Genomic DNA, 25750 nt, shown 5'->3' with positions numbered 1-25750 from the left:
CCGCCGCAAGCACGGAACACGGAGAGGGGCAACACCATGATCAAGGTCGTACGCGGCAACCCCACCCCCGAGGAGCTGGCCGCCGCCCTGGCGGTGGTCCGTGCGCGGGCCGCCGCTTCGGTGGCGGGCGACCACACGGTGGCCGAGGCCGACGAGTGGTCCGACCCGGCCCGCACCATCCCCCGCTCCCAGGTCCCGCACCCGGGCCCGAAGGCGTGGCGCACGACGTTCTGGCCCGCCTGAGCGAGCCGAGGGGCGCGCCGGTGCCGAAAGTGACGAGGTCAAGGGAGCGAGGGACGAGCGAGCGCAGCGCCGAGGAGCGTCGGCACCGGGACCAGCGCCCGGAAGCGAGCCGAGCCCCAGAAAGAGCTTGAGTACGGGTACTCAGGCGCCGTCGCCCCTTCCGGCGCACCATCGGGGGCATGCTCTGGTCCGACCCTCGTGACGAACCGCCGGAGGAACTCCGGGCCGCTCAGGCCATGTTGCGGCGCCTGAGCTGGCTGCTCGCCGTCGCCGTCCTCTCATGCGTCCTGCTGGCGGCGGGCGGGCGCTGACGCCCCGCACCGCGGACGACGCCGCCTAGTATCGGCCGCATGATCGACAGCACCGGCCGACCGCCGCTCCCCGCACGCCGTCTCGTTCTCGCCTCCGGCTCACCCGCGCGCCTGGGGTTGCTCCGGCAGGCGGGGTTGGCGCCGGAGGTGATCGTCAGCGGGGTGGACGAGGACGCGCTGCACGCGGACACGCCGAGGGAGTTGGCGGGCGTGCTGGCGGAGGCGAAGGCCGACGCGGTGGCCGTTCGGGACGAGGCCGCCGGTGCGCTCGTCGTCGGCTGCGACTCGCTGCTGGAGCTGGACGGGGAGCCGTTGGGCAAACCGGCCGACGCCGCGGAGGCCACGGCGCGGTGGAAGGCGATGCGGGGGCGTTCCGGGGTGCTGTGCACGGGGCACTGCGTGGTGGACACGGCGAGCGGGGCGCGCGCCGCGGCCACGGCCATGACGACGGTGCACTTCGGCGTCCCCTCGGACGCGGAGATCGACGCGTACGTCGCCTCCGGTGAACCGCTGCACGTGGCGGGGGCGTTCACGTTGGACGGGCTGTCGGCGCCGTTCGTGGACGGCATCGAGGGAAGTTACGGGAACGTGATCGGCCTGTCCCTGCCGCTGCTGCGCACGTTGCTCGCGGAGGTGGGTGTCGCCGTCACGGACCTGTGGGCGCCGGGCCGGTGAGCGGCCCGGCGGGGCCGGGGGCGTCGCCGTCGGCCGCGCCGTCACCCGCGTCCGCAACCGTCGCACCCGCACCCGTACCGCCCTCGCGGCCGCGCTCGCCGTAGGCGACGAGGGACCACACGATCAGCCCGAGCACCAGCATCATGAAGAGGAACGCGGCCCAGCCGACGAGCCCGATGCTGAACGCGCCCAGCAGCCCGTGCACCACGGCGGCGCTGATCAGCAGGATGCGGAGGAAGTCGCGGGGCGCGCGGTCGCGGAGCGCCATGTGGACCAACACCCCGGCGCACACGAGGAGATAGCCGCCGAAGAGAATGCCGCCGATGACGGTGGCGACGCTCATCGAGCGCGGCGCGAGCCCCGCGAGGGACATCTGCTGGTCGTCGACGACCATGCTGAGGAATACGTGGACCAGCACGATCCCCAGCGCTTCGAGTATCAGCACTGCCGCGCCGACCGCCGCTACGGGCCTCCGAGGCACCCCGACCCACCCCTAATTTCTCTCGCCAGCCGAGCACGTTCGCGCGGCAACGGAACGCTACTCACGGGTAAATGAGGCGGCAAGTGCCTGGACAGAACCCTAAAGAATCCGTGGGACGTTAGTAGGGGTTCCACAAACGGCACCAGAATGACCATGCTTTACGCCACGGAGACCTTAGCCACAGGGGTGTTCGGCGGGCAGCCCGCAAAACCCGGCGTACCGTGTAGAGACAAGGAATGACGGGGACGCAGCCGCCCCCGGGGTCGCACTCTGTGGGCAAGCTCACCCCTGTGAGCCGCTCGGCGTGTGGTGTCACCAATACCTAAACTCACCTTGTTTCCAGGAGGGAGTCATCGTGCGCAAGGTGCTCATCGCGAACCGCGGCGAGATCGCTGTCCGGGTTGCCCGGGCCTGTCAGGACGCCGGAATCGCGAGCGTAGCGGTCTACGCGGAGCCGGACCGGGACGCTCCGCACGTCCGGGCCGCCGACGAGGCATACGCGCTGGGCGGTGACACACCGGCGGCGAGCTACCTCGACGTCGCCAAGGTGCTGACCGCGGCGGCCGATTCGGGAGCGGACGCGATCCACCCCGGGTACGGCTTCCTGTCCGAGAACGCCGAGTTCGCGCAGGCCGTCCTCGACGCGGGGCTCACCTGGATCGGCCCGCCGCCGCAGGCGATCCGCGACCTCGGCGACAAGGTCGCCGCGCGGCACATCGCGCAGCGGGCCGGAGCGCCCCTCGTCGCGGGCACCAAGGACCCCGTGTCGGGCGCCGACGAGGTCGTCGAGTTCGCCCGGGAGCACGGCGTCCCGATCGCGATCAAGGCCGCCTTCGGCGGTGGCGGCCGCGGCCTGAAGGTCGCCCGCAACCTCGAAGAGGTGCCGGAGCTGTACGACTCGGCGGTACGCGAGGCGGTCGCCGCCTTCGGCCGTGGCGAGTGCTTCGTCGAGCGCTACCTGGACCGCCCCCGGCACGTCGAGACCCAGTGCCTCGCGGACACCCACGGCAACGTCGTCGTCGTGTCCACCCGTGACTGCTCGCTCCAGCGCCGCCACCAGAAGCTGGTGGAGGAGGCGCCCGCGCCGTTCCTGACGGAGGAGCAGAACGCGGAGCTGTACCGCGCGTCGAAGGCCATCCTCAAGGAGGCCGGTTACGTGGGCGCGGGCACCTGCGAGTTCCTCGTCGGGCAGGACGGCACCATCTCGTTCCTGGAGGTCAACACCCGCCTCCAGGTGGAGCACCCGGTCACCGAGGAGGTCACCGGGATCGACCTGGTCCGCGAGATGTTCCGCATCGCGGAGGGCGAGGAGCTGGGCTACGACGACCCGAAGCCGCGGGGCCACTCGTTCGAGTTCCGCATCAACGGCGAGGACCCGGGCCGCAACTTCCTGCCCGCTCCCGGCACCGTCACGACGTTCGCGCCGCCCTCCGGTCCCGGCGTACGGCTCGACGCGGGCGTCGAGAGCGGCTCGGTCATCGGCCCGGCATGGGACTCGCTGCTGGCGAAGCTGATCGTGACCGGCGCGACGCGCGAGCAGGCGCTCCAGCGGTCGAAGCGGGCGCTGGCGGAGTTCACGGTCGAGGGCATGGCCACGGCGATCCCGTTCCACCAGGCGGTGGTCGTGGACCCGGCGTTCACCTCGGACCCGTTCACGGTGCACACGCGGTGGATCGAGACGGAGTTCGTCAACGAGATCAAGCCGTTCGCCGTGCCGGGCGCCGACGAGGACGAGGCGACGGACGGCCGCGAGGTCGTCGTCGTCGAGGTCGGCGGCAAGCGCCTGGAGGTCTCGCTGCCCGCCTCGCTGGGCGCGTCGACCGGTGTGGCCGCTCCCGCCAACGGCGGCAAGAAGCCCAAGCGCAAGGCCGCGAAGAAGGGCGGCGCCGCCGCTTCCGGCGACGCGCTCGCCTCGCCCATGCAGGGCACGATCGTCAAGGTCGCCGTCGAGGAGGGCCAGCAGGTCGAGGAGGGTGAACTCGTCGTCGTGCTGGAGGCCATGAAGATGGAGCAGCCGCTGAACGCGCACCGCGCGGGCACCGTCAAGGGCCTCGCGGCGGAGGTCGGCGGCTCGCTGTCGGCCGGTTCGGTCATCTGCGAGATCAAGGACTGAGCCGGGACCGCCACCGGGCGGGAACGTTCTGTCGGCCGGGGACCGTACGCCGTACGGTCCCCGGCCGACGTGCTGGCGGGGGGCGGCCGTACGTGGCGCGGGTGCGCGGTCCGTACGGCCGCCGCCCGTCAGCGGAAGCCCTCCGGCAGCGCCGAGGGCGGCGTCGGCGCGCTCCGCAGCGTGGGGGGCGTGCCCGTGCCGCCGTTCCGCAGCGGCCGGTTGCGGCGCTGCCCCGGCAGCGGCTCCCGGCGCCCCGCGCCGGGCCCGTGCCCGGCGTGGCCGCCGGGACCGCCGTGGCCGGGGCCCTGGGCGGCGCCCGGCTGGTACGAGCGCTCCGGGCCCGTACCGGCGCCCGCCGGGCCGCCCGCGACGCTGATCTGCACGCCCTGGTCGGCCAGGGCCTGCAACTCCCGTGACCCGCGGTCGTCGTGGGTCATCGGCTCGTCGGTGACGAGGCGCGTCATCAGCTCGGTGGGCACGGTCTGGAACATCGTGTCGGTGCCCAGCTTGCCGTGGTCGGCGAGGACGACGACCTCGGACGCGGCCTGGACGAGCGCCCGGTCGACGCTCGCGGACAGCATGTTGGAGGTGGAGAGGCCCCGTTCGGCGGTGAGGCCGCTGCCGGAGAGGAACGCCCGGGACACCCGCAGCCCTTGGAGGGACTGCTCGGCTCCGCTGCCGACGAGCGCGTAGTTGGAGCCGCGCAGGGTGCCGCCGGTCATCACCACCTCGACCCGGTTGGCGTGCGCCAACGCCTGGGCGACGAGCAGGGAGTTGGTGACGACGGTGAGTCCGGCCACGCGGGCGAGCCGACGGGCCAGCTCCTGCGTGGTCGTCCCCGCGCCGACGACGACGGCCTCGCCCTCCTCGACGAGACCGGCGGCCAGTTCCGCGATGGCGGTCTTCTCGGCGGTGGCGGCGAGCGACTTCTGCGGGAACCCGGACTCCCGGGTGAACCCGCCCGGCAGCACCGCGCCTCCGTGACGGCGGTCGAGCAGTCCTTCGGACTCCAGTGCCCGCACGTCGCGTCTGACGGTCACTTCGGAGGTCTGGACGACCCGGGCTAGTTCACGGAGGGAAACGGCTCCATTGGCGCGGACCATTTCGAGGATCAGTTGGCGACGTTCTGCAGCGAACACAGAACTGACAGTAACTCCCCCGACCGTCTGCTTTCAGCTCCTTGCGGCAATTATCGGAAATTGTTCGTACCGCGGATGCCGAAGTGGTATAGCCACGCGCCCGGTTCGCCGGGGCTCAGCCGTCGGCGCCCTTACGGCTGTGCAACTGCCGTGCCACCTCGGCGATCGAGCCGCTCAGCGACGGGTACACGGTGAACGCCTTCGCGACCTGCTCCACCGTCAGGTTGTTGTCGACCGCGAGCGAGATCGGGTGGATCAGTTCGCTCGCGCGGGGGGCCACGATCACCCCGCCCACGACGATTCCCGTACCGGGCCGGCAGAACAGCTTCACGAAGCCGTCCCGGATGCCCTGCATCTTCGCGCGCGGGTTGCGCAGCAGCGGGAGCTTCACGACGCGGGCGTCCATGATGCCGCCGTCGATGTCCGCCTGGGAGTAACCGACGGTGGCGATCTCGGGGTCGGTGAAGATGTTCGCCGACACCGTCTTCAGGTTCAGCGGGGCCACCGCGTCGCCGAGGAAGTGGTACATCGCGATCCGCCCCTGCATCGCCGCGACCGACGCGAGCGCGAGCACGCCCGTGCAGTCGCCCGCCGCGTACACGCCGGGTGCGGACGTACGGGAGACCTTGTCCGTACGGATGTGGCCGGAGTCGTGCAGCCGTACGCCCGCCTCCTCCAGGCCCATGTCACCGGTGTTGGGGACGGCGCCGACGGCGACGAGGCAGTGGGTGCCGGTGACCGTACGGCCGTCGCTGAGGGTCACCTCCACGCCGTCGCCCGCGAGCTTCGCGGAGGCGGCGCGGGAGCGCGCCATGACGTTCATGCCGCGCCGCCGGAAGACGTCCTCCAGCACGGCGGCGGCGTCCGGGTCCTCGCCGGGCAGCACGCGGTCGCGCGAGGAGACGAGGGTGACCTGCGAGCCGAGGGCCTGGTACGCCCCGGCGAACTCGGCGCCGGTGACGCCGGAACCGACGACGACCAGCTCCTCCGGCAGCTCCTCCAGGTCGTACAGCTGCGTCCAGTTGAGGATGCGGCGCCCGTCCGGGCGGGCGTCGGGGATCTCGCGCGGGTGGCCGCCGGTGGCGATCAGCACGGCGTCCGCGGTGAGGTTCTCCTCGCCGCCCTCCGCGTCCCGTACGACGACCTGCCGGGAGCCGTCCGGCGCCTGGTTCGGCTCCAGCCGCCCCCGGCCACGGATCACGCGGGCACCGGAACGGGTGACGGACGCGGCGATGTCGTGCGACTGGGCCAGCGCGAGGCGCTTGACGCGGCGGTTCACCTTGCCGAGGTCGACGCCGACGACGCGGGCGGCCTGCTCTATGGGCGGGGTGTCGTCCTCGATCCGGATGCCCAGCTCCTCGTGCGAGGAGTCGAAGTTGGTCATCACCTCGGCGGTCGCGATGAGCGTCTTCGACGGTACGCAGTCGGTGAGCACCGAGGCGCCGCCGAGGCCGTCGCAGTCGACGACGGTCACCTCCGCGCCGAGCTGCGACGCCACCAGCGCCGCTTCGTAGCCGCCAGGTCCGCCACCGATGATCACGATCCGAGTCACCTGTCCAGTGTCCCCCACACGTCCCGCGTTCCGCGCCCCGCCCCCGCGGGGAGGCCGTGCGCCGGTTTCCGGACGCGTCGGTTCCGCCCACGCGCGCACCGTGGCGTACGTCCCGCGCGACGTCCTGTGCGGTGAACCCGGCGGAGCACTCCCGTACTCTCGACCCATGTCGCTCTTCGCCGCCTACGCCGGCACCCTCGACGCGCGGCTGATGTCACGCCGCGCTCCGCACTCGCCGCTGCGCGGCACCGGATGGCTGGACGGCTGGCGCCTCACCTTCGGTGGCGAGCACATGGGCTGGGAGGGCGCGCTGGCCACCGTGGTCGAGGCGCCGCGCTCGCAGGTCTTCGTCGCCATGTACGACATCGCGCCCATGGACGAGGACGCCATGGACCGGTGGGAGGGCGTCGGCCTGGACATCTACCGCCGGATGCGGATCAGGGTCCACACCCTGGACGGGAACGAACCCGCCTGGTGCTACGTCCTGAACGGCTACGAGGGCGGCCTCCCCTCCGCGCGCTACCTCGGGGAGATCGCGGACGCCGCCGAGTCGGCGGGCGCCCCGCACGACTACGTGACGGAGCTGCGCAAGCGCCCCTGCTAGAGGGCCGCCCGGCGGGCCGCGTGTGCCGTGCGCGACGGCCGTGACCAGGGAGGGCGTACGGACCCGGCGGTGCGTCAGCGCGCTCCCGGGTCAACTGCGCCCCAGGTGGCCGGAATCCGCCGTTCCGCAAGACTGCCCCATCACCCCGTCTACGCGCGTAGGCTCATGCAGGCTACCCTCGTGCGCGTGAACGCATCTCCCGTATCGGGCACTCCCGAAGACCACGGCACCCCCTCCGCCGAGGCCGCCGCCAACCGCCTCCGGGAGCTCACCGGGGTGGACAGCCACGACGTCGCCCTCGTGATGGGCTCCGGCTGGCATCCCGCCGCCGAGGTGCTCGGGGCGCCCGAGCACGAGTTCCCCGTCACCGAGCTGCCCGGCTTCCCCCGGCCGACGGTCGAGGGCCACTCCGGGAAGGTCCGCTCGTACAAGGTGGGCGAGAAGCGCGCGCTCCTCTTCCTCGGCCGCACGCACTACTACGAGGGCCTCGGCGTCGCCCCCGTCGCGCACGGCGTCCGTACGGCCGTGGCCGCGGGCTGCAAGTCCATCGTGCTGACGAACGGCTGCGGCGGCCTGCGCGACGGCATGCGCGCCGGGCAGCCCGTGCTGATCCGCGACCACATCAACCTCACCGCCGCGTCGCCCATCGTCGGCCCGCACTTCGTCGACCTCACCGACCTGTACTCGCCGCGCCTGCGCACCCTGTGCCAGGAGATCGAACCCTCCCTGGAGGAGGGCGTGTACGTGCAGGTCACCGGGCCGCACTACGAGACGCCCGCCGAGATCAACATGCTCCGGACCCTGGGCGGCGACCTGGTCGGGATGTCCACCGTGCTGGAGGCCATCGCCGCGCGCGAGGCGGGCGCCGAGGTGCTCGGCATCTCCCTCGTCACGAACCTCGCCGCGGGCATGACCGGCGAACCCCTCAGCCACGAGGAGGTCCTCCAGGCGGGCCGCGACTCCGCCAGCCGCATGGGTTCCCTGCTGTCGCAGGTGCTCGGCCGCATCTGAGCGGGAAGACCGTCGTCCCGGGCAGCGCGTGCGGCCCGGACCCCGTAGTACGGACCGGACCGTTCGAGAGGCAGGAACCCCCGTGCACAACGATGTCATCGCCCAGGCCCGCGCATGGCTCGCCGAGGACCCGGACCCGGGTACGCGCGCGGAGCTGGCCGGACTGGTCGAGCGGGCCGACGCCGGGGAGGCCGCGGCCGCCGGGGAGTTGGTGGACCGCTTCGCCGGCACCCTCCAGTTCGGTACGGCCGGGCTCCGCGGCGAGCTGGGCGCCGGGCCGATGCGGATGAACCGCGCCGTGGTGATCCGGGCGGCGGCCGGGCTGGCGGCGTACGTACGGCGTACGTACAGCGGCGCGGGCGGCGGGCTCGTCGTCGTCGGGTACGACGCGCGGCACAAGAGCGCCGAGTTCGCGCGCGACACCGCCGCCGTGATGACCGGCGCCGGGCTGCGCGCCGCGCTGCTGCCGCGCCCGCTGCCGACGCCCGTGCTGGCCTTCGCCGTACGCCACCTCGGCGCCGCCGCCGGGGTGACCGTCACCGCCAGCCACAACCCGCCGCGCGACAACGGCTACAAGGTCTACCTCGGCGGCGAGGGCGCCCAGATCGTGCCGCCCGCCGACGCGGACATCGCCGCCGCCATCGCCGCCGTCGGCCCGCTCGCCGGGGTGCCCCGGCCGGACGACGGCTGGGAGACGCTGGGCGAGGAGATCGTCGAGGCGTACCTGGACCGTACGGGCACGGTGCTCACCGAGGGCTCCCCGCGCCACGTGCGCACCGTGCACACGGCGCTGCACGGGGTGGGCGCGCGTACGCTGCACGACGCGTTCGTACGGGCGGGCTTCCCCGCGCCGGTCGCCACCACCGAACAGGCCGAGCCGGACCCGGACTTCCCGACCGTCGCCTTCCCCAACCCCGAGGAACCGGGCGCGATGGACCTCGCGTACGCCACCGCGCGCGCCGCCGACCCCACCCCGGACCTGATCGTCGCCAACGACCCCGACGCCGACCGCTGCGCCGTCGCCGTCCCCGACCCGGCGGCGGAACCGGGCTGGCGGATGCTGCGCGGCGACGAGGTCGGCGCGCTGCTCGCCACGCACCTGGTGGGCAAGGGGGCGCGGGGCGCGCTGGCGACGACGATCGTGTCGTCGTCGCTGCTGGAGCGCATCGCGATGGCCGCGCGGCTGCCGTACGAGGAGACGCTGACCGGCTTCAAGTGGCTGGCCCGCGTGGACGGGCTGCGGTACGCGTACGAGGAGGCCCTCGGCTACTGCGTCGACCCCAGCGGCGTACGCGACAAGGACGGCATCACCGCCGCCCTCCTCGTCGCCGAACTCGCCGCCGAACTGCGGGCGTCGGGCCGTACGCTCACCGGCCTGCTCGACGACCTCGCCCTGGAGCACGGGGTGCACGCCACGGACCAGCTGTCCGTACGCGTCGAGGACCTCTCCCTGATCGCCGCCGCCATGGAACGGCTGCGCACCAACCCGCCCACGACGCTCGCGGGGCTGCCCGTCGCCTCGGCCGAGGACCTGACCGAGGGCTCCCCCGACCTGCCGCCGACCGACGGGCTGCGCTACCGGCTGGGCGACGGCGCGGCCCGCGTCGTCGTACGGCCGAGCGGCACGGAGCCGAAGCTGAAGTGCTACCTGGAGGCGGTCGTGCCGGTGGCGGACGCCGCCGCGCTGCCCGCAGCGCGGGAGCGCGCCGCGGAGGTGCTGGCGGCGCTGAAGGCGGACCTGGGCGCGGCGGCGGGCATCTGACGACCGGCGGTCGAGGGCGGCGCGCGCCGGACCACGGGCGCGCGCGAGGACACGGGGGCGGGGCGTACGGGGGACGCCCCGCCCCCGGGTGCGTCCGGCCCCGCGTGCGTCCGGCCCCGCGCCGTACGACGCGCCCCGCGCTGCCGCGTCCGCCGAGGTGTCAGCGCGTGCCGACGAGGAGCGCGAGCGCCACGGCGCCGAGCAGGGCCGGGACGAGCACCTCGTACGCCCACCGCACCGTGACCCGGCCCGCCGGGGCGGGCGCGTCGCCGTCCTCGGCGTGCCGGAACGCCAACTCCCGCAGCTCGTCGATCGCCTGGTCGGAGCTGGCCCGCCGCTCGACCATGTCCGCCTCGGAGGTGACGGCCTGGCCGCCGATGCCGAGGAAGCCGCGGGCGGGCGGCTCCCCGGCCCGTACCCGTGCGTTGTGGCGCTGGACGCCCTTGCGGGCGCGGAGCGAGACGGGGATGGCCCAGAGCTGGTACGTGCGCTCGTCCGCGACGACCTCGCTGGTGTAGCCCGCCTGGAGCGACTCGACGGACGGCCACGGCACGGTGATGGTGCGCAGCGGGTTCCGTACGCGCAGCCGCTCGGTGTTGGCGAAGACGGCGGGGCGCAGGGTGTACGCGACGACGACCGGCACGAAGAGCAGCAGCCCGGCGAGGGAGATGGCGGGCGTGCGGCCGGAGCCGTTGAGGACCGCGTCCGTGCCCAGCCAGGCGGCGAGGGCGAGCAGGACGACGCCACCGGCGATGGCGGACGGCGCGCGGTAGACGTGCTCGGCGTACTTGGGCGGCTCGGGCTGCGGTGCCGGCACGGCACCGGCCTCCGCCCCGGCCTCACCCGCGACCTCCCCGGCGTCCGGGCTGTCCGGACCGTCCGCGCCCTCCGCCGTACCGGCCTCGACCCCGTCCGCCGTACCGGCCCGCTCCTCCCGCTCGCGCTCGCGCGTGCTCTCGCGCCGTTCGGGGCCCTGGTGCTCGCTCGTCATGGGGCCGATTGTGCCCGACCGTCCGGATGCCGGACGTTGCGGTCCGGCATCGATCTCCGACTCCGCGCTTCAGAGGACGCTACGCGTGTAGATATGCTCCGCTGGTGACCATGTCCTCAGCCCCCTCCACCCCCGCGGCGGCCCCCTCCGCGAGCGCGCCCGCGCGCGCGTCCGGAGACCCGGCCGCGACCGGCTCACCGTTCGCCGCGTTCGCCGACGTGACCGCGTCCGACGCCGCCCTCCGCCGCTACCTGCACGGCCTGCCCGGCGTCGACGCCGTCGGCCTCGAAGCGCGCGCCGCCGCGCTCGCGACCCGTTCGATCAAGACGACGGCCAAGGCGTACGCCATCGACCTGGCCGTCTCGATGATCGACCTGACGACCCTCGAAGGCGCCGACACCCCCGGCAAGGTCCGGTCGCTCTGCGCCAAGGGCCTCAGCCCCGACCCCACGGACGGAACGGTCCCCCGGGTCGCGGCGATCTGCGTCTACCCGGACATGGTCGCCACCGCCCGCGAGGCGCTGGCCGGTTCGGACGTGCACGTCGCGTCGGTGGCGACGGCCTTCCCGGCGGGGCGTGCGGCGCTGCCGGTGAAGCTCGCGGACACCCGGGACGCGGTGGCGGCGGGCGCCGACGAGATCGACATGGTCATCGACCGCGGCGCGTTCCTCTCCGGCCGGTACCTGTCGGTGTTCGAGGAGATCCGCGCCGTACGGGAGGCGTGCGTACGCCCCGACGGCAGCGCCGCCCACCTCAAGGTGATCTTCGAGAACGGCGAGCTGGCCACGTACGACAACATCCGCCGCGCCTCCTGGCTGGCGATGCTGGCGGGCGCCGACTTCATCAAGACCTCGACCGGCAAGGTCGCCGTCAACGCGACCCCGCCGAACACGCTGCTGATGCTGGAGGCCGTACGGGACTTCCGCGCCGCGACCGGCGCGCTGGTCGGCGTGAAGCCCGCGGGCGGCATCCGTACGTCGAAGGACGCGATCAGGTACCTGGTGCTGGTGAACGAGACGGCGGGCGCCGACTGGCTCACCCCGGACCTGTTCCGCTTCGGCGCCTCCAGCCTGCTGAACGACCTGCTGATGCAGCGCCAGAAGCTGAGCACCGGGCGCTACTCCGGTCCCGACTACGTGACGGTGGACTGAGCCAGATGACACGCGAAGCACCCCGACCCGACACCCCCCGCGCCGAGGCACCCGTCCCCCGGGGCCCGTCCGAGGCGTTCGCCTACGCCCCCGCGCCCGAGTCGCGCGCCGTCGTCGACATCGCGCCCAGCTACGGGCTGTTCGTGGACGGCGAGTTCCGCGAGGCGGCCGACGGCAAGGTCTTCAAGACCGTCTCGCCCGCCACCGAGGAGGTCCTGTCCGAGGTGGCGCAGGCCGGTCCGGAGGACGTGGACGCGGCCGTACGGGCGGCGCGCGCCGCCTTCGCGCGCTGGTCCGCGCTGCCGGGCGCCGAGCGCGCCAAGTACCTGTTCCGGATCGCGCGCATCCTCCAGGAGCGGGCGCGCGAGCTGGCGGTGCTGGAGACGCTGGACAACGGGAAGCCGATCCGCGAGACGCGGGACGCCGACCTCCCGCTGGTCGCCGCCCACTTCTTCTACTACGCGGGCTGGGCCGACAAGCTCCCGCACGCGGGCTTCGGCCCCGCCCCGCGCCCGCTGGGCGTCGCCGCCCAGGTCATCCCGTGGAACTTCCCGCTGCTGATGCTCGCCTGGAAGGTCGCGCCCGCGCTGGCCACGGGCAACACGGTGGTGCTCAAGCCCGCCGAGACGACGCCCCTGTCGGCGCTGTTCTTCGCGGACGTCTGCCGTCAGGCGGGCCTGCCGCCGGGCGTCGTCAACATCGTCACGGGCGACGGCCCGGTCGGCGCCGCCCTCGTGGCGCACCCGGACGTGGACAAGGTCGCGTTCACCGGCTCGACGGCGGTGGGCAAGGAGATCGCGCGTACGGTCGCGGGCACCCGTAAGCGGCTGACGCTGGAGCTGGGCGGCAAGGGCGCGAACATCGTCTTCGACGACGCCCCCGTCGACCAGGCCGTCGAGGGCATCGTCGACGGCATCTTCTTCAACGGCGGCCAGGTCTGCTGCGCGGGTTCGCGGCTGCTGGTGCAGGAGTCCGTACGGGACGAGGTGCTGGACGCGCTCAAGCGGCGCCTCACCACCCTGCGCGTGGGCGACCCGTTGGACAAGAACACCGACGTGGGCGCGATCAACTCGGCCGAGCAGCTGGCCCGGATCACCGAGCTGGCGCGCGCGGGCGAGGAGGAGGGCGCGGAGCGCTGGTCCCCGGCGTGCGAACTGCCCACGACGGGCTACTGGTTCGCGCCGACGGTCTTCACCGGCGTCACGCAGGCGCACCGGATCGCGCGCGAGGAGATCTTCGGCCCGGTCCTGTCCGTGCTGACCTTCCGCACCCCGGACGAGGCGGTGGCCAAGGCGAACAACACGCCGTACGGGCTGTCGGCGGGCGTCTGGACGGAGAAGGGCTCGCGCATGCTGAGGATGGCGCGGGAGCTGCGGGCAGGCGTCATCTGGTCCAACACGTTCAACAAGTTCGATCCGACCTCGCCGTTCGGCGGTTACCAGGAGTCGGGGTTCGGCCGCGAGGGCGGTCGGCACGGTCTGGAGGCGTACCTCGATGTCTGACACGGCTGCGGCGCGGCTCGGCGTCCTGAAGACGTACAAGCTCCACGTCGGGGGGAAGTTCCCCCGGTCCGAGAGCGGACGGGTGTACGAGGTGACCGACTCGAAGGGGAACTGGCTGGCCAACGCCCCCCAGGCGTCCCGCAAGGACGCCCGGGACGCGGTGTCCGCGGCCCGGAAGGCGTTCGGCGGCTGGTCGGGGGCCACGGCGTACAACCGGGGGCAGGTGCTGTACCGCGTCGCGGAGATGCTGGAGGGCCGCCGGGAGCAGTTCACCGCCGAGGTGGCGCAGGCCGAGGGCGTCTCGAAGGCGAAGGCGGCGGCGCGGGTGGACGCGGCCGTGGACCGCTGGGTCTGGTACGCGGGCTGGTCCGACAAGGTCACGCAGATCGCGGGCGGCGCGAACCCGGTCGCGGGCCCGTACTTCAACCTGTCCTCGCCGGAGCCCACGGGCGTGGTGGCGGTGCTGGCGCCGCAGGAGTCGTCGCTCCTCGGCCTGGTCTCCGTCCTCGCCCCGGTGATCGTCACGGGCAACACCGCCGTGCTCGTCACCTCCGAACGGCGCCCGCTGCCCGCCCTCTCCCTGGCGGAGGTGCTGGCCACGTCGGACGTGCCGGGCGGTGTGGTGAACGTGCTGTCGGGCCGTACGGGCGAGCTGGGCACCCCGCTGGCCGCGCACCAGGACGTGAACGCGATCGACCTGACCGGCGCCGGGCCCGAGCTGGCCCGTGACCTGGAGATCGCGGCGGCGGACAACCTGAAGCGGGTGCTGCGGCCCGCGCGTACGGACGCCGCCGCGGCGGACCCGGCGCGGCCCGCGGAGGAGGACTGGTCGGCGGACCCCGGTACGCACCGGATGCTGCCGTTCCTGGAGACGAAGACGGTCTGGCACCCGGTCGGCGCCTGACCCGTCACCTCCGCACGGCGCCCGGACACCGGTGGCGTCCCGGGCGTCGTGCGGACGCGCGACCGCTGTGCACAATGGCATGAACCCCGCCGAACCCGGCGATTCCGACAGGGGGAGTCCGCCGGGGCGGGGCGCCGAGGCGAGTGCGGCGGCCGCGGTCGGCCGCGGCCGATTGCGAGGCTGGTGCCGGTGGCGGACGGGACGGCGGACGAGGTCACGCCCGGGAGCGGCGGCGCGGGTACGGGCGCGGGTGCGGGTGCCGACCCGGGTGCGGGTGACGCCGCCGACGGCGGCTTCGAGGGCCCGTACACCTCCCTCCAGCGCGCCGCCCTCCGCGTCCTCGCCTGCACCGACTCGTCCCGGCTGCTCGGCCTCGCCCTCGACGCCTGTCTGGAGCGGTTCGGCAGCGGACACGGCGTCGTCTACCTCCTGCACGACGACGGCTGGCTCCGCCTCGCCGCCGTCCGCGGCTACGCCGACGACCTGGCCGAGCGCTTCCGTACGGTCTCCCCGCGCACCCAGCTGCCCGCCGCGCAGTCCGTGCAGTGGCGGCGGCCGGTGTTCGGGGACTTCGGGGAGTACCGCAAGGACTACCCGCACGTGGAGCTGTTCCGGCAGCCGTACGGCTTCGCCGCCTTCCCCCTCCTCGTCGACGACCACTGCCTGGGCGCCGCGCTCCTCCAGACCGACGGGACACCGCCCACGCCACCCATGGTCGTCGCCGCCACCATGATCACGACGGCCTGCGCGCACCGCCTCGAACACCTGCTGGCGCTCGGCGGCTCGGTCGAGACGCCCGGCGGCACCCGCCTCGGCCGCGCCCTGAGCCTGATCGACAGCCGCACCCGCAAGACGCGGCTCGAACTCGCCATGACGGGCGCCGACATCGGCTTCTTCGAGTGGGACTTCGGCACCGGCCGCATCACCTGCGACGAGCGGCTGTGCCGGATGCTGGGCGTACGGCCGTACGAGTTCGACGAGCGCATCGGCACCTTCCGCGCCGCGCTCCACCCCGACGACCGGCGGGCGTTCGAGGCGGCGCGGGCGGCGAGCCTCGACTCGGGCCGGTTCACCGCGTCGCCGCGCGCGGTGCACGCCGGGGGCGCGGTACGGCGGCTGGCGATGGAGGGCCGCGTGTCGCAGGACGTACGGCGGCGACCGCAGGGCCTCGTCGGCATCGTGCGGGACCGTACGGAGGAGCACCGGCGGGAGGCGCGGGACGCGGCGCGCCGGGAGTTCCTGCTCGGTGTGACGCGGGGCGTCACCAACGCCCTCTCCACCCAGGAGGTCATCGACACCGCCGCCGCCCGCGTCCTCCCGGTCCTCGGCGCCCGTACGCTCGCGCTGTTCGTACGGGAGCGCCACACCTTCGAACCGGCGGGCTCGTACGGCTTCGAGGACGGCGAGCTGGACCGGATGCGCGCCGAGGCGCGGGCGGTGGCGGACGTGCCGGAGCTGCTGGCGGGGCTGCTGCGGCAGCCGTCGTTCCTGCCGTCGTCCGGGTCGTTCCACTCCCCCTTCCCGGCGGGTTCGGCGCCGACCGGCGCGCTGCGGGCGTGGGCGACGCTGCCCGTGGTCACCCAGGGCACGGCGGGGATCTGCGTGATCGGCTTCGCGCGCCCGCACCGCTTCTCGGAGGACGACAAGGCGCTCTGCCACGCGACCGCGGGCGTGCTGGCGCAGGCCGTGGACCGGTCGCGGGTGCTGGACCTGCGGCGGGAGCAACTCACCGAGTTGCAGCACCTGATGCTGCCCGGCCGCGTACCGGACCTCCCCGGGCTGGACGTCGCCGTCCGCTACGTGCCCGGCTCGGACGGGCTGGAGGTGGGCGGCGACTGGTACGACGTGCTGCCGTCCGGGGGTGACGGCGTCGTGGTCACGGTCGGGGACGTGCAGGGGCACAGCGCGCCCGCCGCCGCCGTGATGGGGCACCTGCGGGTCGCCATGCAGGCGTACGCGAAGCAGGGCATCGGTCCGGGCGCGCTGCTCCGGCACGGCAACCGCATCCTGTGCGACCTGGACACGGAGCGCTTCGCGACCTGTACGGCGGTGGAGGTGACCGGCGGGAACGGCCTGCTGCGCCTCGCCAGGGCGGGCCACGCGCAGCCGCTGCTGCTCGAACCGGACGGCCGCGTACGGGAGTTGCCGGTGGCCGGCGGCATCCCGCTCGGCTGCTTCCCGAACGGTGAGCGGGACGGCGGGGACGGCGCGGAAGCCGGGCCGGACGGCGCGGACGACGGCTACCCCGTGACCGAGTACCCGCTGCCGCCCGGCGCGACGCTGCTGCTCTACACCGACGGGCTGGTGGAGCGGCGCGGCGAGGACTACGACGCGTCGGTGCGCGCCCTCGCCGACCGCCTCACGCGACTGGTGCGCGAGGACGTGCCCACGGGAACGGAGCCGGGGTCGCTCGACGCGCTCGCGGACGCGCTCGTCGCCCCGGCCCGCGCGCGGGAGTGGCACGACGACATCGCGCTGCTCCTGCTGCGCCGCCGGACGGCGTGACGCCCGACGCGCGGGCGCCCGGCGGCCGTCGGGACGCCGGACGCGGCGCCGCGCGGCCACGCCGTCGGTACGCTGGCCGGGCCCGCGCCCGTACCCGAGGAGGACCGCCCGTGCCCCAGCCGCCGCGCCCCGACGCCCGGGACCTGCCGTCGACCGCACGGCATCCGCTCGCGGACGGCACGGCCGTACGGCTCGTCGCCGCCGTCATCGTGCACGACCGGGAGCGGCGGCGGATCGTACTGCTGCGGCGCGGCCCCGACGCCCGGTTCGCCCCGGGGCTGTGGGACCTGCCGCTGGGCAAGCAGGAGCCGGGCGAGCCGCTGACGGCCACCGCCGTACGCGAACTGCGCGAGGAGACCGGCCTGTCGGCCGACCCCGGCGCGCTGCGGCTGGCGCACGTGACACACGCGGCGCGCGGGGTGGACGCCCCGGACGGCTTCCTCCAGACGGTCTTCGTGACGCACACGTGGTCGGGCGAACCGGTCAACACCGAGCCGGAGAAGCACAGTCGGGTCTGCTGGACGCCGGAGGACGCCCTCCCTGACGCGTTCGTGCCGTCGTCTCGTACGGCGCTGGCGGCGTACCTGGACGGCGGCGCCCCACGGTTCACCGAGCAGGGCTGGAGCTAGGGACGTGCGGACACCTCGCCGCGCGGCCCGCATCGCCGTGCTCGACGACCGGGGAGCGGTCTTCCTCTTCCGCTACGACAACGAGGAGGTCGGCGTCCACTGGGCCATGCCCGGCGGCGGGTTGGAGCCCGGCGAGACGCCGGAGGCGGGCGCGCGGCGGGAGTTGCGCGAGGAGACCGGGTGGACGGACGTGGCGCCGGGCCCCCTGCTGTGCACCTGGGAGCACGACTACACGCGGGCGGGGGTGCCCGTACGGCAGTGGGAACAGATCCATCTGGCGCGGCTGCCCCGGGGCGCGCGCCCGGAGCCGGTGGGGGACCTGTCGGCGGCGCACGCGGAGGACGGCATCCTGCGCTGGCACTGGTGGACCCCGGCGGAGCTGGCCGTGTGCGCGGAGCCGCTGTGGCCGCCGCAACTGCCCGCGCTGCTGCGGCCGTTCCACGACGGCACGGGCGGGGAGGTCCCGGTGCCCGCGCATCTTGGTTATGTGCCCAACGACCCCCGGCACGGGCGCGCCCGGGGCTGAACGGCCGTACGGGGCACGGGAGTCGTACGCCCGGCGGAGCCGGGGGCCACGGGCGCCCCGGGCCCGGCCCGGCGGTCGGCCCGTCAGCCGGGGAGCACGTCCGCCACCTGGCCCAGCAGGGGCAGTTCGCGCAGCGAGGCGCCCTCGGACAGCGGGCCGGTGACGGCCTCGGTGCTGACGCCCTGGAAGTCCGCGACCTGCGTGTCCACCGAGTTCGCCAGCAGGTCCACGGGGGTGCCCGCCAGCGGGTAGAGCTGGAGGTCCTTGACGGGGGCGACGGAGTACGTGAGCCCCGCGTCGAGCTGCCGCTGCAACGTGCCGGTGGGGTCGTCGAGGGCGTCCGTCTCGACCGAGCCGATCGGCAGCCCCGTCTCCTCCCCCGTGATCCTCGTGTCGGCGGAGGCCAGCCCGCTCCCGGCGAGCACGGCCGCGCCCGCCGCCGTGACGGTCAGTCCGGCGCGCAGCAACGTACGGGAGCTGCGCGGCTGTTTGGTCTTCGCGTGACGCGGACGGGGACTCATCGTTCCACCTGCCTAACACATGGGTGACGGGACGGGCACACAGCGTAGTGCATGACGCGGGCGGACCCGGTCCGTCCGCCACCCGTTCACCCGCATTGACAGGCAACCGTTTGGTTGCCAATCTGGGGGGCGAGAGAACGGGAGTGAGGCATGGACGCCGTCTTCAAGGCGCTCGGCGACGCGAGCCGCCGCCGACTGCTCGACCGGCTCCACGCCCGCGACGGGCAGAGCCTGCGCGAGCTGTGCGAGGGGCTGGACATGAGCCGCCAGGCGGTGAGCAAGCACCTCGCCGTACTGGAGTCGGCGCACCTGGTCACCGCCGTACGGCACGGCCGGGAGAAGCTGCACTACCTCAACCCCGTGCCGATCCACGAGCTGGCCGGGCGGTGGATCGGCCGGTACGAGCGGGGGCGGCTCGACGCGCTCTCCGGACTGAAGCGATCCCTGGAAGGAACCACCATGAGCAGGCCCGAGTTCGTCTACGTCACCTACATCCAGACCACCCCGGAGCGGCTGTACGAGGCGCTGACCCGGCCGGAGTTCACCGACGTCTACTTCGGCGGCACCGGCCCCCGGTCGACCTGGGAGGTCGGGGCGCCCGTGCTTTGGAAGTCCGACCCGGCGGGCGAGTTCGAGGAGTTGGGGCAGCGGGTGCTGGCGGCCGAGCCGGGCAGGCGGCTCGCGTACACCTGGCACACGCTCCAACCGGCGCACCAGGACATGCTGGGGATGTCGGACGAGGAGTTCGCGGCGGCGCGTACGGAGCGCTCGCGGGTGACGTTCGACATCGAACCGGCCGAGGACCCCGCGCTCGGCGTGAAGCTGACCATCACGCACGACGGGTTCGACGGCCCGGACAGCCGGATGCTCGCCAGCGTCAGCGGCGGCTGGACGATGATCCTCTCCGGCCTCAAGACCCTGCTGGAGGGCGGCAGGTCCGTCGCGGAGCAGCGGGCCGCGCAGGGCGACTGACCGGGCGGAACGGCGACGGACGGCGCGGGGGCGGCGGGGGGCACGGGCCTGTCCGGGAGAACGGAAGAGGACGGGCCCGTGTCCACAACCGTACGGATGCGCGACAATGGTCTCTCGTGACCTCCAGCGCCGCCCATCCCGCCGTCGGCCGCACCGCCGCCGCCGATCCGGCCCCCGCCCCGGCCACCGCGCCGGCCTCCGCCCCCGCGCAGGCGTCCGCCGCCGAGCGCGGGCGTCCACGGGCAAGCGCCCGCGTCGTCCTGCTCACCGGCCCCTCGGGCTCCGGCAAGTCACGGCTCGCCGCCCGCGCCGGGCTGCCGGTGCTGCGGCTCGACGACTTCTACAAGGAGCACGACGACCCGACCCTCCCCCGCCTCCCCGGCGGCGCCGCCGACTGGGACTCCCCCGGCTCGTGGGACGCGGACGCGGCGGTCGAGGCCGTACGGACGCTCTGCGCGTACGGGCGCACCACCGTCCCGCGCTACGACATCTCCGCGAGCGCCCGTACCGGCGAGGACACCCTCACGCTGGGCGGCGCCCCGCTGTTCGTTGCCGAGGGGATCTTCGCGGCGGACATCGCGGAGCGCTGCGCCGGGCTGGGCCTGCTGGCCGACGCGATCTGCCTACGGGGGCGGCCCTTCACGACGTTCCGGCGGCGGCTGCTGCGGGACGTGCGCGAGAGCCGCAAGTCCGTGCCGTTCCTCGTCCGCCGGGGCTGGGCGCTGATGCGGTCCGAGGGCGCGATCGTGGCGCGGCACCGGGCGCTGGGCGCGTACGCGTGCGGGCGCGACGAGGCGCTGGACCGGATCGCGGAGCTGCGGGCGCACGAGCCGGAGCGCGGGCCCGGGCGGGAGCGCGCGGCGGACACGGGCGCGCGCTGACGCCCGTACGCGCCGGGGTCCGTACGCGCCACCCGCCCGCGCGCACGAGAAAGCGGGCCCTGCCGTACCCCCCGGCCGGCCGGACCCGCTCCTCTCGCCCCCTCTTCCCCCGTTCCCCCGTGTCCCCCCGTCCCCCGTACCGCCCCGACCCCCCGGGTGCGGTCCGGAAGTCCTGTCCGGCGCCCGTGGGCGCTACGCGACCAGCTCCCCGAAGCACTGCTCCCGGTCCTGGCCGAAGCTGAGGACGTCGTCCTCGCGCAGCCTGCGCAGCGAACGCCAGATGCTGCTCTTGACGGTGCCGACGCTGATGTCGAGTATCTCCGCGATCTCCGGGTCCGTACGGCCCTCGTAGTAGCGCAACACCAGCATCGTGCGCTGGAGTTCGGGCAGCCGGGCCAGCGCCTGCCAGAGCACTGCGCGCAGTTCGGTGCCGCGCATCGCGTCGTGGTCGGACGAGGCCGTCTCCGGCAGCTCCTCCGTCGGGTACTCGTTGAGCTTGCGCCGACGCCAGGCGCTGATGTGCAGGTTGGTCATCGTGCGGCGCAGGTAGCCGCCGACCGCCGCCTTGTCCGTGATCCGGTCCCAGGCGCGGTACGTCGAGAACAGCGCGCTCTGGAGCAGGTCCTCGGCCTCGAAGCGGTCACCGGTCAGGTGGTAGGCGGTGGCGTACAGGGAGGCCCGGCGCTCGCGCACGTAGGCGGTGAACTCCGCCTCCGAGACGCTGCCACGCCGTTCCCCACGGGCCTCCCCGTACTCGCCGTCCCCCCGTGCTCCCCCGTCGGCCTCTCCCCCGAGGCCGCCGTCCACCGCCGCGATGTGCGGCGGACGCTTGCGTCCGGTGCCGAGAGCGCACCCCCGCCCGCTCACCGCACCGGACTTCTCCGCGATCCGGAAGGTCCCGGTGTCCCCCGTCGCCGGGGCACACCCGGCGGGAACCACGGGGGTGTGCAGACGCGTGTGAACCACTGTGCCGGTCGAAGTCCTGTGCAGAGCGTTCATCTCGCGCCTCCCTCGTGGAGCCTGCCGGTCGCTGCTCGTGGGGAATACCTTGCCGAGCCTGTTTCATCACCGGGTCGCCCGTCTGTCACAGGGCTGTCACAGGGGCAGGTGGCTGCTTCCCCCACCGCGTCGCGGCCCCCCCGCGCACTCCTCGGGACCTCGCAGTCGAAGTCCGGGGGCGCCATGGGACAGAATGGCGCGCGTGGCTTTCCTGTTGCTGATCGAGGATGACGACGCCGTCCGTACCGCCCTGGAGATGAGCCTGTCCCGCCAGGGCCACCGCGTGGTGACCGCCGCGTCGGGCGAGGACGGTCTGAAACTGCTGCGCGAACAGCGTCCGGACCTGATCGTGCTCGACGTGATGCTGCCCGGCATCGACGGCTTCGAGGTGTGCCGTCGCATCCGGCGCACCGACCAGCTGCCGATCATCCTGCTCACCGCGCGCAGCGACGACATCGACGTCGTCGTCGGCCTGGAGTCCGGCGCCGACGACTACGTGGTGAAGCCCGTGCAGGGCCGGGTGCTGGACGCCCGTATCCGCGCGGTGATGCGGCGCGGCGAACGGGAGTCGAGCGACTCGGCGTCCTTCGGCTCCCTCGTCATCGACCGGTCCGCGATGACCGTCACCAAGAGCGGCGAGGACCTCCAACTGACTCCCACCGAGCTGCGGTTGCTGCTGGAGCTGAGCCGCCGACCGGGCCAGGCCCTGTCCCGGCAGCAGCTGCTGCGGCTGGTCTGGGAGCACGACTACCTCGGTGACTCGCGGCTGGTCGACGCCTGCGTGCAGCGCCTGCGCGCCAAGGTCGAGGACGTACCGTCGTCGCCGACCCTGATCCGTACGGTGCGCGGAGTCGGTTACCGGCTGGACGCGCCCTCGTGAGCGACGCTCCACCCGGCCGGATGCGCGGCCGGGTGCTGGGCATCCTCCCGTCCCTGCGGCTGCGCCTGGTCATCGTCTTCGCGCTCGTCGCGCTGACGGCCGCGGTCTCCGCGTCGGGCATCGCGTACTGGCTGAACCGCGACGCCGTCCTGACCCGCGCCCAGAACGCCGCGCTCAACGACTTCCGCAAGGCCATGGAGGACAGCGCGGGGCAGCTGCCGACCGGCTTCGGCTGCGACGAACTCCGCGACGCGGCGGTCCGCATGGCCGACTCCACCCAGAGCTACGAGGTGGTGCTGCGCGCCACCGACCGCGACGGCCGCCGGTGCACGGTGAGTTCGGACGCGAACGACTTCACCCTCGACGACGTGCCCGCCGAACTGACCCGCGCCGTCGGCCGGGAACGGCCGGTCGACGACGACAACGACTTCCCGTACCACCTCTACTGGCAGCGCATCACCAAGGGCGAGGAGCCGCAGCTCGTCGGCGGCGCCAAGCTGGTCGGGGAAGGGCCCACACCCACCGGCTACATGCTCAAGTCCCTCGCCCCCGAGCGCGACGACCTCAACTCCCTGGCCTGGTCCCTGGGCATCGCCACCGGCCTCGCCCTGATCGCCGCCATGCTGCTGGCGCAGGCCGCCGCGACGACGGTGCTGCGTCCCGTACGGCGGCTCGCGGACGCCGCGCGGCGGCTCGGCGAGGGGGAGCTGAGCACCCGGCTAAAGGTGTCCGGGGCGGACGAACTGGCCGACCTCTCCCGTACGTTCAACCGTACGGCGGAGTCCCTGGAGCAGCAGGTGGAGGCGCTGAGCGCGCGGGAGGCGTCGTCGCGGCGGTTCGTCGCGGACATGTCGCACGAGCTGCGTACGCCCCTCACGGCGATCTCGGCGGTGACCGAGGTGCTGGAGGAGGAGCAGGACAACCTGGACCCGATGATCGCGCCGGCCGTCGGGCTCGTCGTGAGCGAGACACGGCGCCTCGGAGACCTGGTCGAGAACCTGATGGAGGTCACCCGCTTCGACGCGGGCACCGCCCGGCTGGTCCTGGACACCGTCGACGTCGCGGACCAGGTGACGGCCTGCGTCGACGCGCGCGCCTGGCTCGACGCCGTCGAACTCGACGCGGACCGCGGCCTGATGGCCCATCTCGACCCGCGACGGCTGGACGTCATCCTGGCGAACCTCATCGGCAACGCGCTGAAGCACGGCGGCTCCCCGGTACGGGTCTCCGTACGCACCGGGTGGTCCACGACCGGCGAGGAGCAGCTGCTGATCGAGGTCGCGGACCACGGGCCGGGCATCCCGGAGGACGTGCTGCCGCACGTCTTCGACCGCTTCTACAAGGCGAGCGCGTCCCGGCCGCGTTCCGAGGGCAGCGGCCTCGGGCTGTCCATCGCGCTGGAGAACGCGCACATCCACGGCGGCGAGATCACCGCGCGGAACGCCCAGGGGGCGGACGGCGGCGCGGTGTTCACGCTGCGGCTGCCGCAGGACGCGAGCGGGCTCGCCGCGGCGGGCGAGGACCGCGACACGGACCGGCCCGCACCGGACGAGGGGAAGGCACCATGAGCCCGGGGCGCGCACGCGCGGGACGTACGGGCGGGGAGCCGGGTGCGGGCGGGGGCTCCCGTACGGGCGGTGCGTCCCGGACGGGCGTCGGGGCACGCCGTACGGGCGCGGGGCGCCGTACGGGCCGGGCCGGCCGGCTCGCCGCGGGCGCGCTGGCGCTGGGCGCCGTCGCCGCCCTCCTCGGCGGCTGCGGCATCCGCTCCACCTCCGTACCGGTCGACGCCGGTGCCGCGCCGTCCCGGGTCCCGTGCGTGGTCCCCGGCGGCGGCGAGACCCGCGCGGTCCCGGACAGCACCACGGCACGCGTCTACCTGGTGTGCGGCTCCCGCGTCGCGCCGGTGCAGCGGCTCGTCCGACTCCCGGAGAAGCGCCCCGACTTCGTCGGCGCCCTCCTCGACGAGTTGCAGGACCCGCCCGGCACGGACGAGGAGACCGCGGGCTTCGCCAGCGCGGTGCCGCGCGACCTCCGGGTGACCACGGGCCGGGCGGGCGACCCGGAGAACGCGCTGCGGCTCAGCACGGCGCCGGACCGGCTGCCGGAGTTCGCGCTGGCGCAGGTCGTGTGCTCGTACGCGGACACGGGCATCGCGGACGACGACGGGGCGGTGGTCGTCGGCGGACCGGCGGGCGGCGAGGGGGAGACGCTGCGCCGGTACGAGTGCGACTCCTCGCTGCGGAACGACCCAGAAGCGGCGGAGACCGCCGGAACCGTGGTGTAGCGGGTCACACCCGGCAGCGGAACCACCGGTTCGGGGCGGGCGTCCTTCTCCCCGTGCAGCGTCATGCCGAGAGCGGCGTTCCCTTGTCCCGTGTCCGAGCGGCCAGTGCCGTGCTGCTGCTGGCGCATCTCCTGGCGGTGGCCTGGGCGACCCTGCGCCCCCGCTCGGTCCTCTGGGTCTCCCCCACCAATCTGCGCCCGTTCACGACCATCCGCGCCGATCTGGCGGGCGGGCCGCAGGAGGCGCTGCACGGCATCGGCGGCGGACTGCTGCTGCTGGCCCCGCTGGGGGTGCTGCTGCCGCTGGCCACGGGGCAGCTGCGGCGGGGACTGGCGGGCACCGCGTTCCGTACGACGGTGGCGGGGGCGCTCGTCGCCCTGGCCATCGCGCTCGCGCAGACGGGCGTGCCCGGACAGGTCGGGAACGTGGACGCGGTCATGCTGAACACCGCGGGCGTGGGCGCCGCGTACCTGCTGCTCTACCCGCCGCTGCGGCGGTGGCTGCTCCGGGGCGGCGGCACGGGGCGCGGTGGCGTACGGGCCCGGCTGCGGCGCGTGGGGCCTTACGGCCTCGTCGGGCTGAAGGGTCGGACGGGACTGAGGGGTCGCGTCGGACTGAAGGGGCACGTCGGCCGGGAGCGCCGTCCGGGGCTCCGGCACCACCCGGGGCTGAAGCACCACGTAAGCCTGAAGGACGAGGTCGCCCGGAGCCACCCCGAGAAGTCCCAGGGTCCGGGTAGCTCGCTGGCCGGACGACTCGCGGGCTGAATCCTCCTAGCGTGGGCACACGGTCCGGAGCACCGGCCGCGGCGGACACCACCGACCGCGGCGGGGCGCCGGAACACCGCCCGCGAAACCGAAGGAGCCCGTCATGTCCACCGCCCTCTCCCGCCCCCGCGACGACCGGAAGCTCGGCGGAGTGTGCGCCGGGCTGGCCCGCCGCTTCGGCACCACGTCGAACACGATGCGCATCCTGTTCGTCGTCTCGTGTCTGCTGCCGGGGCCGCAGTTCCTGCTCTACCTCGCGCTGTGGGTGCTCCTGCCGAACGAGCACGAGCGCACCGCCTGGTGACACCCGGCTGGTGACACCCGCCCGGTGACCGACCCTGGTG

At 74.1% G+C, this 25750-nt stretch carries 26 protein-coding genes; 20 read left to right on the top strand and 6 right to left on the bottom strand.

Going from position 1 to position 25750, the window contains the following annotated elements:
• Nucleotides 1-36 precede the first annotated feature (36 nt).
• The 3 genes from D7M15_RS19105 to D7M15_RS19100 all read left to right on the top strand — a co-directional run bounded on the left by D7M15_RS19105 (nt 37) and on the right by D7M15_RS19100 (nt 1229).
• The gene (locus D7M15_RS19105) at nt 37-243 is read left to right on the top strand and encodes an acyl-CoA carboxylase epsilon subunit (protein WP_121518629.1); all 207 of its coding nucleotides are present in this window, start codon (nt 37-39) and stop codon (nt 241-243) included.
• A 179-nt stretch (nt 244-422) separates the two neighbouring features.
• Complete coding sequence (locus tag D7M15_RS29445) at nt 423-554, top strand: hypothetical protein (protein ID WP_276314465.1); 132 nt, start codon at nt 423-425, stop codon at nt 552-554.
• Between the two features lie 39 nt (nt 555-593).
• Nucleotides 594-1229, top strand: a complete 636-nt coding sequence (locus D7M15_RS19100) for a Maf family protein (RefSeq protein WP_121518628.1) — start codon at nt 594-596, stop codon at nt 1227-1229.
• On the opposite strand, the gene D7M15_RS19095 is transcribed toward D7M15_RS19100, so the two are convergent.
• A complete protein-coding gene (locus D7M15_RS19095; protein ID WP_240649375.1) occupies nt 1201-1674 on the bottom strand; it encodes a hypothetical protein in 474 nt (157 codons plus the stop codon). The two genes, D7M15_RS19100 and D7M15_RS19095, sit on opposite strands and share 29 nt — an antisense overlap.
• Nucleotides 1675-2065: 391 nt before the next feature.
• Here D7M15_RS19095 and D7M15_RS19090 point away from each other — a divergent pair, with 391 nt between their 5' ends.
• Entirely contained in the window at nt 2066-3823 is a 1758-nt protein-coding gene (locus D7M15_RS19090; protein ID WP_121518626.1) for a biotin carboxylase N-terminal domain-containing protein, read from the top strand.
• A 128-nt stretch (nt 3824-3951) separates the two neighbouring features.
• On the opposite strand, the gene D7M15_RS19085 is transcribed toward D7M15_RS19090, so the two are convergent.
• Together D7M15_RS19085 and D7M15_RS19080 are read right to left on the bottom strand one after the other, a co-directional pair.
• Nucleotides 3952-4962, bottom strand: a complete 1011-nt coding sequence (locus D7M15_RS19085; RefSeq protein ID WP_121518625.1) for a DeoR/GlpR family DNA-binding transcription regulator — start codon at nt 4960-4962, stop codon at nt 3952-3954.
• Between the two features lie 115 nt (nt 4963-5077).
• Nucleotides 5078-6514, bottom strand: coding sequence for an NAD(P)H-quinone dehydrogenase (locus D7M15_RS19080; RefSeq protein ID WP_240649374.1), 1437 nt, complete (start codon nt 6512-6514; stop codon nt 5078-5080).
• A 166-nt stretch (nt 6515-6680) separates the two neighbouring features.
• Between D7M15_RS19080 and D7M15_RS19075 the strand changes: the two genes are divergently transcribed.
• The 3 genes from D7M15_RS19075 (at nt 6681) to D7M15_RS19065 (ending at nt 9891) form a co-directional block, all read left to right on the top strand.
• Nucleotides 6681-7118 carry a gamma-glutamylcyclotransferase gene (locus tag D7M15_RS19075; RefSeq protein ID WP_121518623.1) on the top strand — a complete coding sequence of 146 codons (438 nt, stop codon included), beginning with the start codon at nt 6681-6683 and terminating at the stop codon, nt 7116-7118.
• Between the two features lie 186 nt (nt 7119-7304).
• On the top strand, nt 7305-8129 hold the full coding sequence (locus D7M15_RS19070; RefSeq protein ID WP_121521020.1) for a purine-nucleoside phosphorylase: 825 nt from the start codon (nt 7305-7307) through the stop codon (nt 8127-8129).
• Nucleotides 8130-8211: 82 nt separating this feature from the next.
• Entirely contained in the window at nt 8212-9891 is a 1680-nt protein-coding gene (locus tag D7M15_RS19065; protein WP_121518622.1) for a phospho-sugar mutase, read from the top strand.
• A 160-nt stretch (nt 9892-10051) separates the two neighbouring features.
• Here the strand turns inward: D7M15_RS19065 and D7M15_RS19060 are convergent, their stop codons facing one another.
• Nucleotides 10052-10882 carry a PH domain-containing protein gene (locus D7M15_RS19060; RefSeq protein ID WP_240649373.1) on the bottom strand — a complete coding sequence of 277 codons (831 nt, stop codon included), beginning with the start codon at nt 10880-10882 and terminating at the stop codon, nt 10052-10054.
• 110 nt (nt 10883-10992) lie between these two features.
• Between D7M15_RS19060 and deoC the strand changes: the two genes are divergently transcribed.
• From deoC to D7M15_RS19025, 6 genes are all read left to right on the top strand, one after another.
• Nucleotides 10993-12033, top strand: coding sequence for a deoxyribose-phosphate aldolase (deoC, locus tag D7M15_RS19050; RefSeq protein ID WP_121521016.1), 1041 nt, complete (start codon nt 10993-10995; stop codon nt 12031-12033).
• 5 nt (nt 12034-12038) lie between these two features.
• Nucleotides 12039-13535 carry an aldehyde dehydrogenase family protein gene (locus D7M15_RS19045; RefSeq protein WP_121518621.1) on the top strand — a complete coding sequence of 499 codons (1497 nt, stop codon included), beginning with the start codon at nt 12039-12041 and terminating at the stop codon, nt 13533-13535.
• A complete protein-coding gene (locus D7M15_RS19040; protein WP_121518620.1) occupies nt 13528-14439 on the top strand; it encodes an aldehyde dehydrogenase family protein in 912 nt (303 codons plus the stop codon). The genes D7M15_RS19045 and D7M15_RS19040 overlap by 8 nt, the downstream gene beginning before the upstream one ends.
• A gap of 189 nt (nt 14440-14628) precedes the next feature.
• The gene (locus tag D7M15_RS19035; protein WP_165906290.1) at nt 14629-16944 is read left to right on the top strand and encodes a SpoIIE family protein phosphatase; all 2316 of its coding nucleotides are present in this window, start codon (nt 14629-14631) and stop codon (nt 16942-16944) included.
• Nucleotides 16945-17087: 143 nt separating this feature from the next.
• Complete coding sequence (locus D7M15_RS19030; protein ID WP_121521014.1) at nt 17088-17573, top strand: NUDIX domain-containing protein; 486 nt, start codon at nt 17088-17090, stop codon at nt 17571-17573.
• A 4-nt stretch (nt 17574-17577) separates the two neighbouring features.
• Nucleotides 17578-18099 carry an NUDIX domain-containing protein gene (locus D7M15_RS19025; RefSeq protein WP_121518618.1) on the top strand — a complete coding sequence of 174 codons (522 nt, stop codon included), beginning with the start codon at nt 17578-17580 and terminating at the stop codon, nt 18097-18099.
• Between the two features lie 83 nt (nt 18100-18182).
• Here the strand turns inward: D7M15_RS19025 and D7M15_RS19020 are convergent, their stop codons facing one another.
• Complete coding sequence (locus tag D7M15_RS19020) at nt 18183-18620, bottom strand: hypothetical protein (protein ID WP_121518617.1); 438 nt, start codon at nt 18618-18620, stop codon at nt 18183-18185.
• Nucleotides 18621-18770: 150 nt separating this feature from the next.
• Here D7M15_RS19020 and D7M15_RS19015 point away from each other — a divergent pair, with 150 nt between their 5' ends.
• Nucleotides 18771-19592, top strand: a complete 822-nt coding sequence (locus D7M15_RS19015) for a metalloregulator ArsR/SmtB family transcription factor (RefSeq protein WP_121518616.1) — start codon at nt 18771-18773, stop codon at nt 19590-19592.
• Nucleotides 19593-19852: 260 nt separating this feature from the next.
• Nucleotides 19853-20473, top strand: coding sequence for a hypothetical protein (locus D7M15_RS19010; protein ID WP_240649685.1), 621 nt, complete (start codon nt 19853-19855; stop codon nt 20471-20473).
• 192 nt (nt 20474-20665) lie between these two features.
• On the opposite strand, the gene D7M15_RS19005 is transcribed toward D7M15_RS19010, so the two are convergent.
• Complete coding sequence (locus tag D7M15_RS19005; protein WP_121518615.1) at nt 20666-21472, bottom strand: SigE family RNA polymerase sigma factor; 807 nt, start codon at nt 21470-21472, stop codon at nt 20666-20668.
• 202 nt (nt 21473-21674) lie between these two features.
• On the opposite strand from D7M15_RS19005, the gene afsQ1 reads away from it, so the two are divergent.
• The 5 genes from afsQ1 to D7M15_RS18980 all read left to right on the top strand — a co-directional run bounded on the left by afsQ1 (nt 21675) and on the right by D7M15_RS18980 (nt 25710).
• A complete protein-coding gene (afsQ1, locus tag D7M15_RS19000; protein WP_206337387.1) occupies nt 21675-22352 on the top strand; it encodes a two-component system response regulator AfsQ1 in 678 nt (225 codons plus the stop codon).
• 20 nt (nt 22353-22372) lie between these two features.
• Nucleotides 22373-23920: a HAMP domain-containing sensor histidine kinase gene (locus tag D7M15_RS18995; RefSeq protein ID WP_121518613.1), complete on the top strand. Its 1548-nt coding sequence runs from the start codon at nt 22373-22375 to the stop codon at nt 23918-23920.
• On the top strand, nt 23917-24639 hold the full coding sequence (locus D7M15_RS18990) for a hypothetical protein (RefSeq protein ID WP_276314464.1): 723 nt from the start codon (nt 23917-23919) through the stop codon (nt 24637-24639). Before D7M15_RS18995 ends, D7M15_RS18990 begins: the two co-directional genes overlap by 4 nt.
• 83 nt (nt 24640-24722) lie before the next feature.
• Nucleotides 24723-25406: a VanZ family protein gene (locus tag D7M15_RS18985; protein ID WP_240649372.1), complete on the top strand. Its 684-nt coding sequence runs from the start codon at nt 24723-24725 to the stop codon at nt 25404-25406.
• A gap of 103 nt (nt 25407-25509) precedes the next feature.
• The gene (locus tag D7M15_RS18980) at nt 25510-25710 is read left to right on the top strand and encodes a PspC domain-containing protein (RefSeq protein ID WP_121518611.1); all 201 of its coding nucleotides are present in this window, start codon (nt 25510-25512) and stop codon (nt 25708-25710) included.
• The last annotated feature ends 40 nt before the right edge of the window (nt 25711-25750 follow it).

Source organism: Streptomyces sp. Z26, assembly GCF_003665095.1.
In the GTDB taxonomy this organism is placed as follows: domain Bacteria; phylum Actinomycetota; class Actinomycetes; order Streptomycetales; family Streptomycetaceae; genus Streptomyces; species Streptomyces phytohabitans.
Note: the sequence above shows the minus strand (reverse complement) of the source record. Positions and strands in the feature narration are given on the sequence as shown.

Bases quoted from the DNA above. Each gene is read 5' to 3' on its own strand.
- D7M15_RS19105 (WP_121518629.1), top strand. From the start codon at position 37: ATGATCAAGGTCGTACGCGGCAACCCCACCCCCGAGGAGCTGGCCGCC.
- D7M15_RS19075 (WP_121518623.1), top strand. From the start codon at position 6,681: ATGTCGCTCTTCGCCGCCTACGCCGGCACCCTCGACGCGCGGCTGATG.
- D7M15_RS19020 (WP_121518617.1), bottom strand. From the start codon at position 18,620: ATGAGTCCCCGTCCGCGTCACGCGAAGACCAAACAGCCGCGCAGCTCC.
- D7M15_RS18995 (WP_121518613.1), top strand. From the start codon at position 22,373: ATGCGCGGCCGGGTGCTGGGCATCCTCCCGTCCCTGCGGCTGCGCCTG.
- D7M15_RS19060 (WP_240649373.1), bottom strand. From the start codon at position 10,882: ATGACGAGCGAGCACCAGGGCCCCGAACGGCGCGAGAGCACGCGCGAG.
- D7M15_RS18980 (WP_121518611.1), top strand. From the start codon at position 25,510: ATGTCCACCGCCCTCTCCCGCCCCCGCGACGACCGGAAGCTCGGCGGA.
- D7M15_RS19015 (WP_121518616.1), top strand. From the start codon at position 18,771: ATGGACGCCGTCTTCAAGGCGCTCGGCGACGCGAGCCGCCGCCGACTG.
- D7M15_RS19040 (WP_121518620.1), top strand. From the start codon at position 13,528: ATGTCTGACACGGCTGCGGCGCGGCTCGGCGTCCTGAAGACGTACAAG.
- D7M15_RS19005 (WP_121518615.1), bottom strand. From the start codon at position 21,472: ATGAACGCTCTGCACAGGACTTCGACCGGCACAGTGGTTCACACGCGT.
- D7M15_RS19100 (WP_121518628.1), top strand. From the start codon at position 594: ATGATCGACAGCACCGGCCGACCGCCGCTCCCCGCACGCCGTCTCGTT.
- D7M15_RS29445 (WP_276314465.1), top strand. From the start codon at position 423: ATGCTCTGGTCCGACCCTCGTGACGAACCGCCGGAGGAACTCCGGGCC.
- D7M15_RS18990 (WP_276314464.1), top strand. From the start codon at position 23,917: ATGAGCCCGGGGCGCGCACGCGCGGGACGTACGGGCGGGGAGCCGGGT.
- deoC (WP_121521016.1), top strand. From the start codon at position 10,993: ATGTCCTCAGCCCCCTCCACCCCCGCGGCGGCCCCCTCCGCGAGCGCG.
- D7M15_RS19045 (WP_121518621.1), top strand. From the start codon at position 12,039: ATGACACGCGAAGCACCCCGACCCGACACCCCCCGCGCCGAGGCACCC.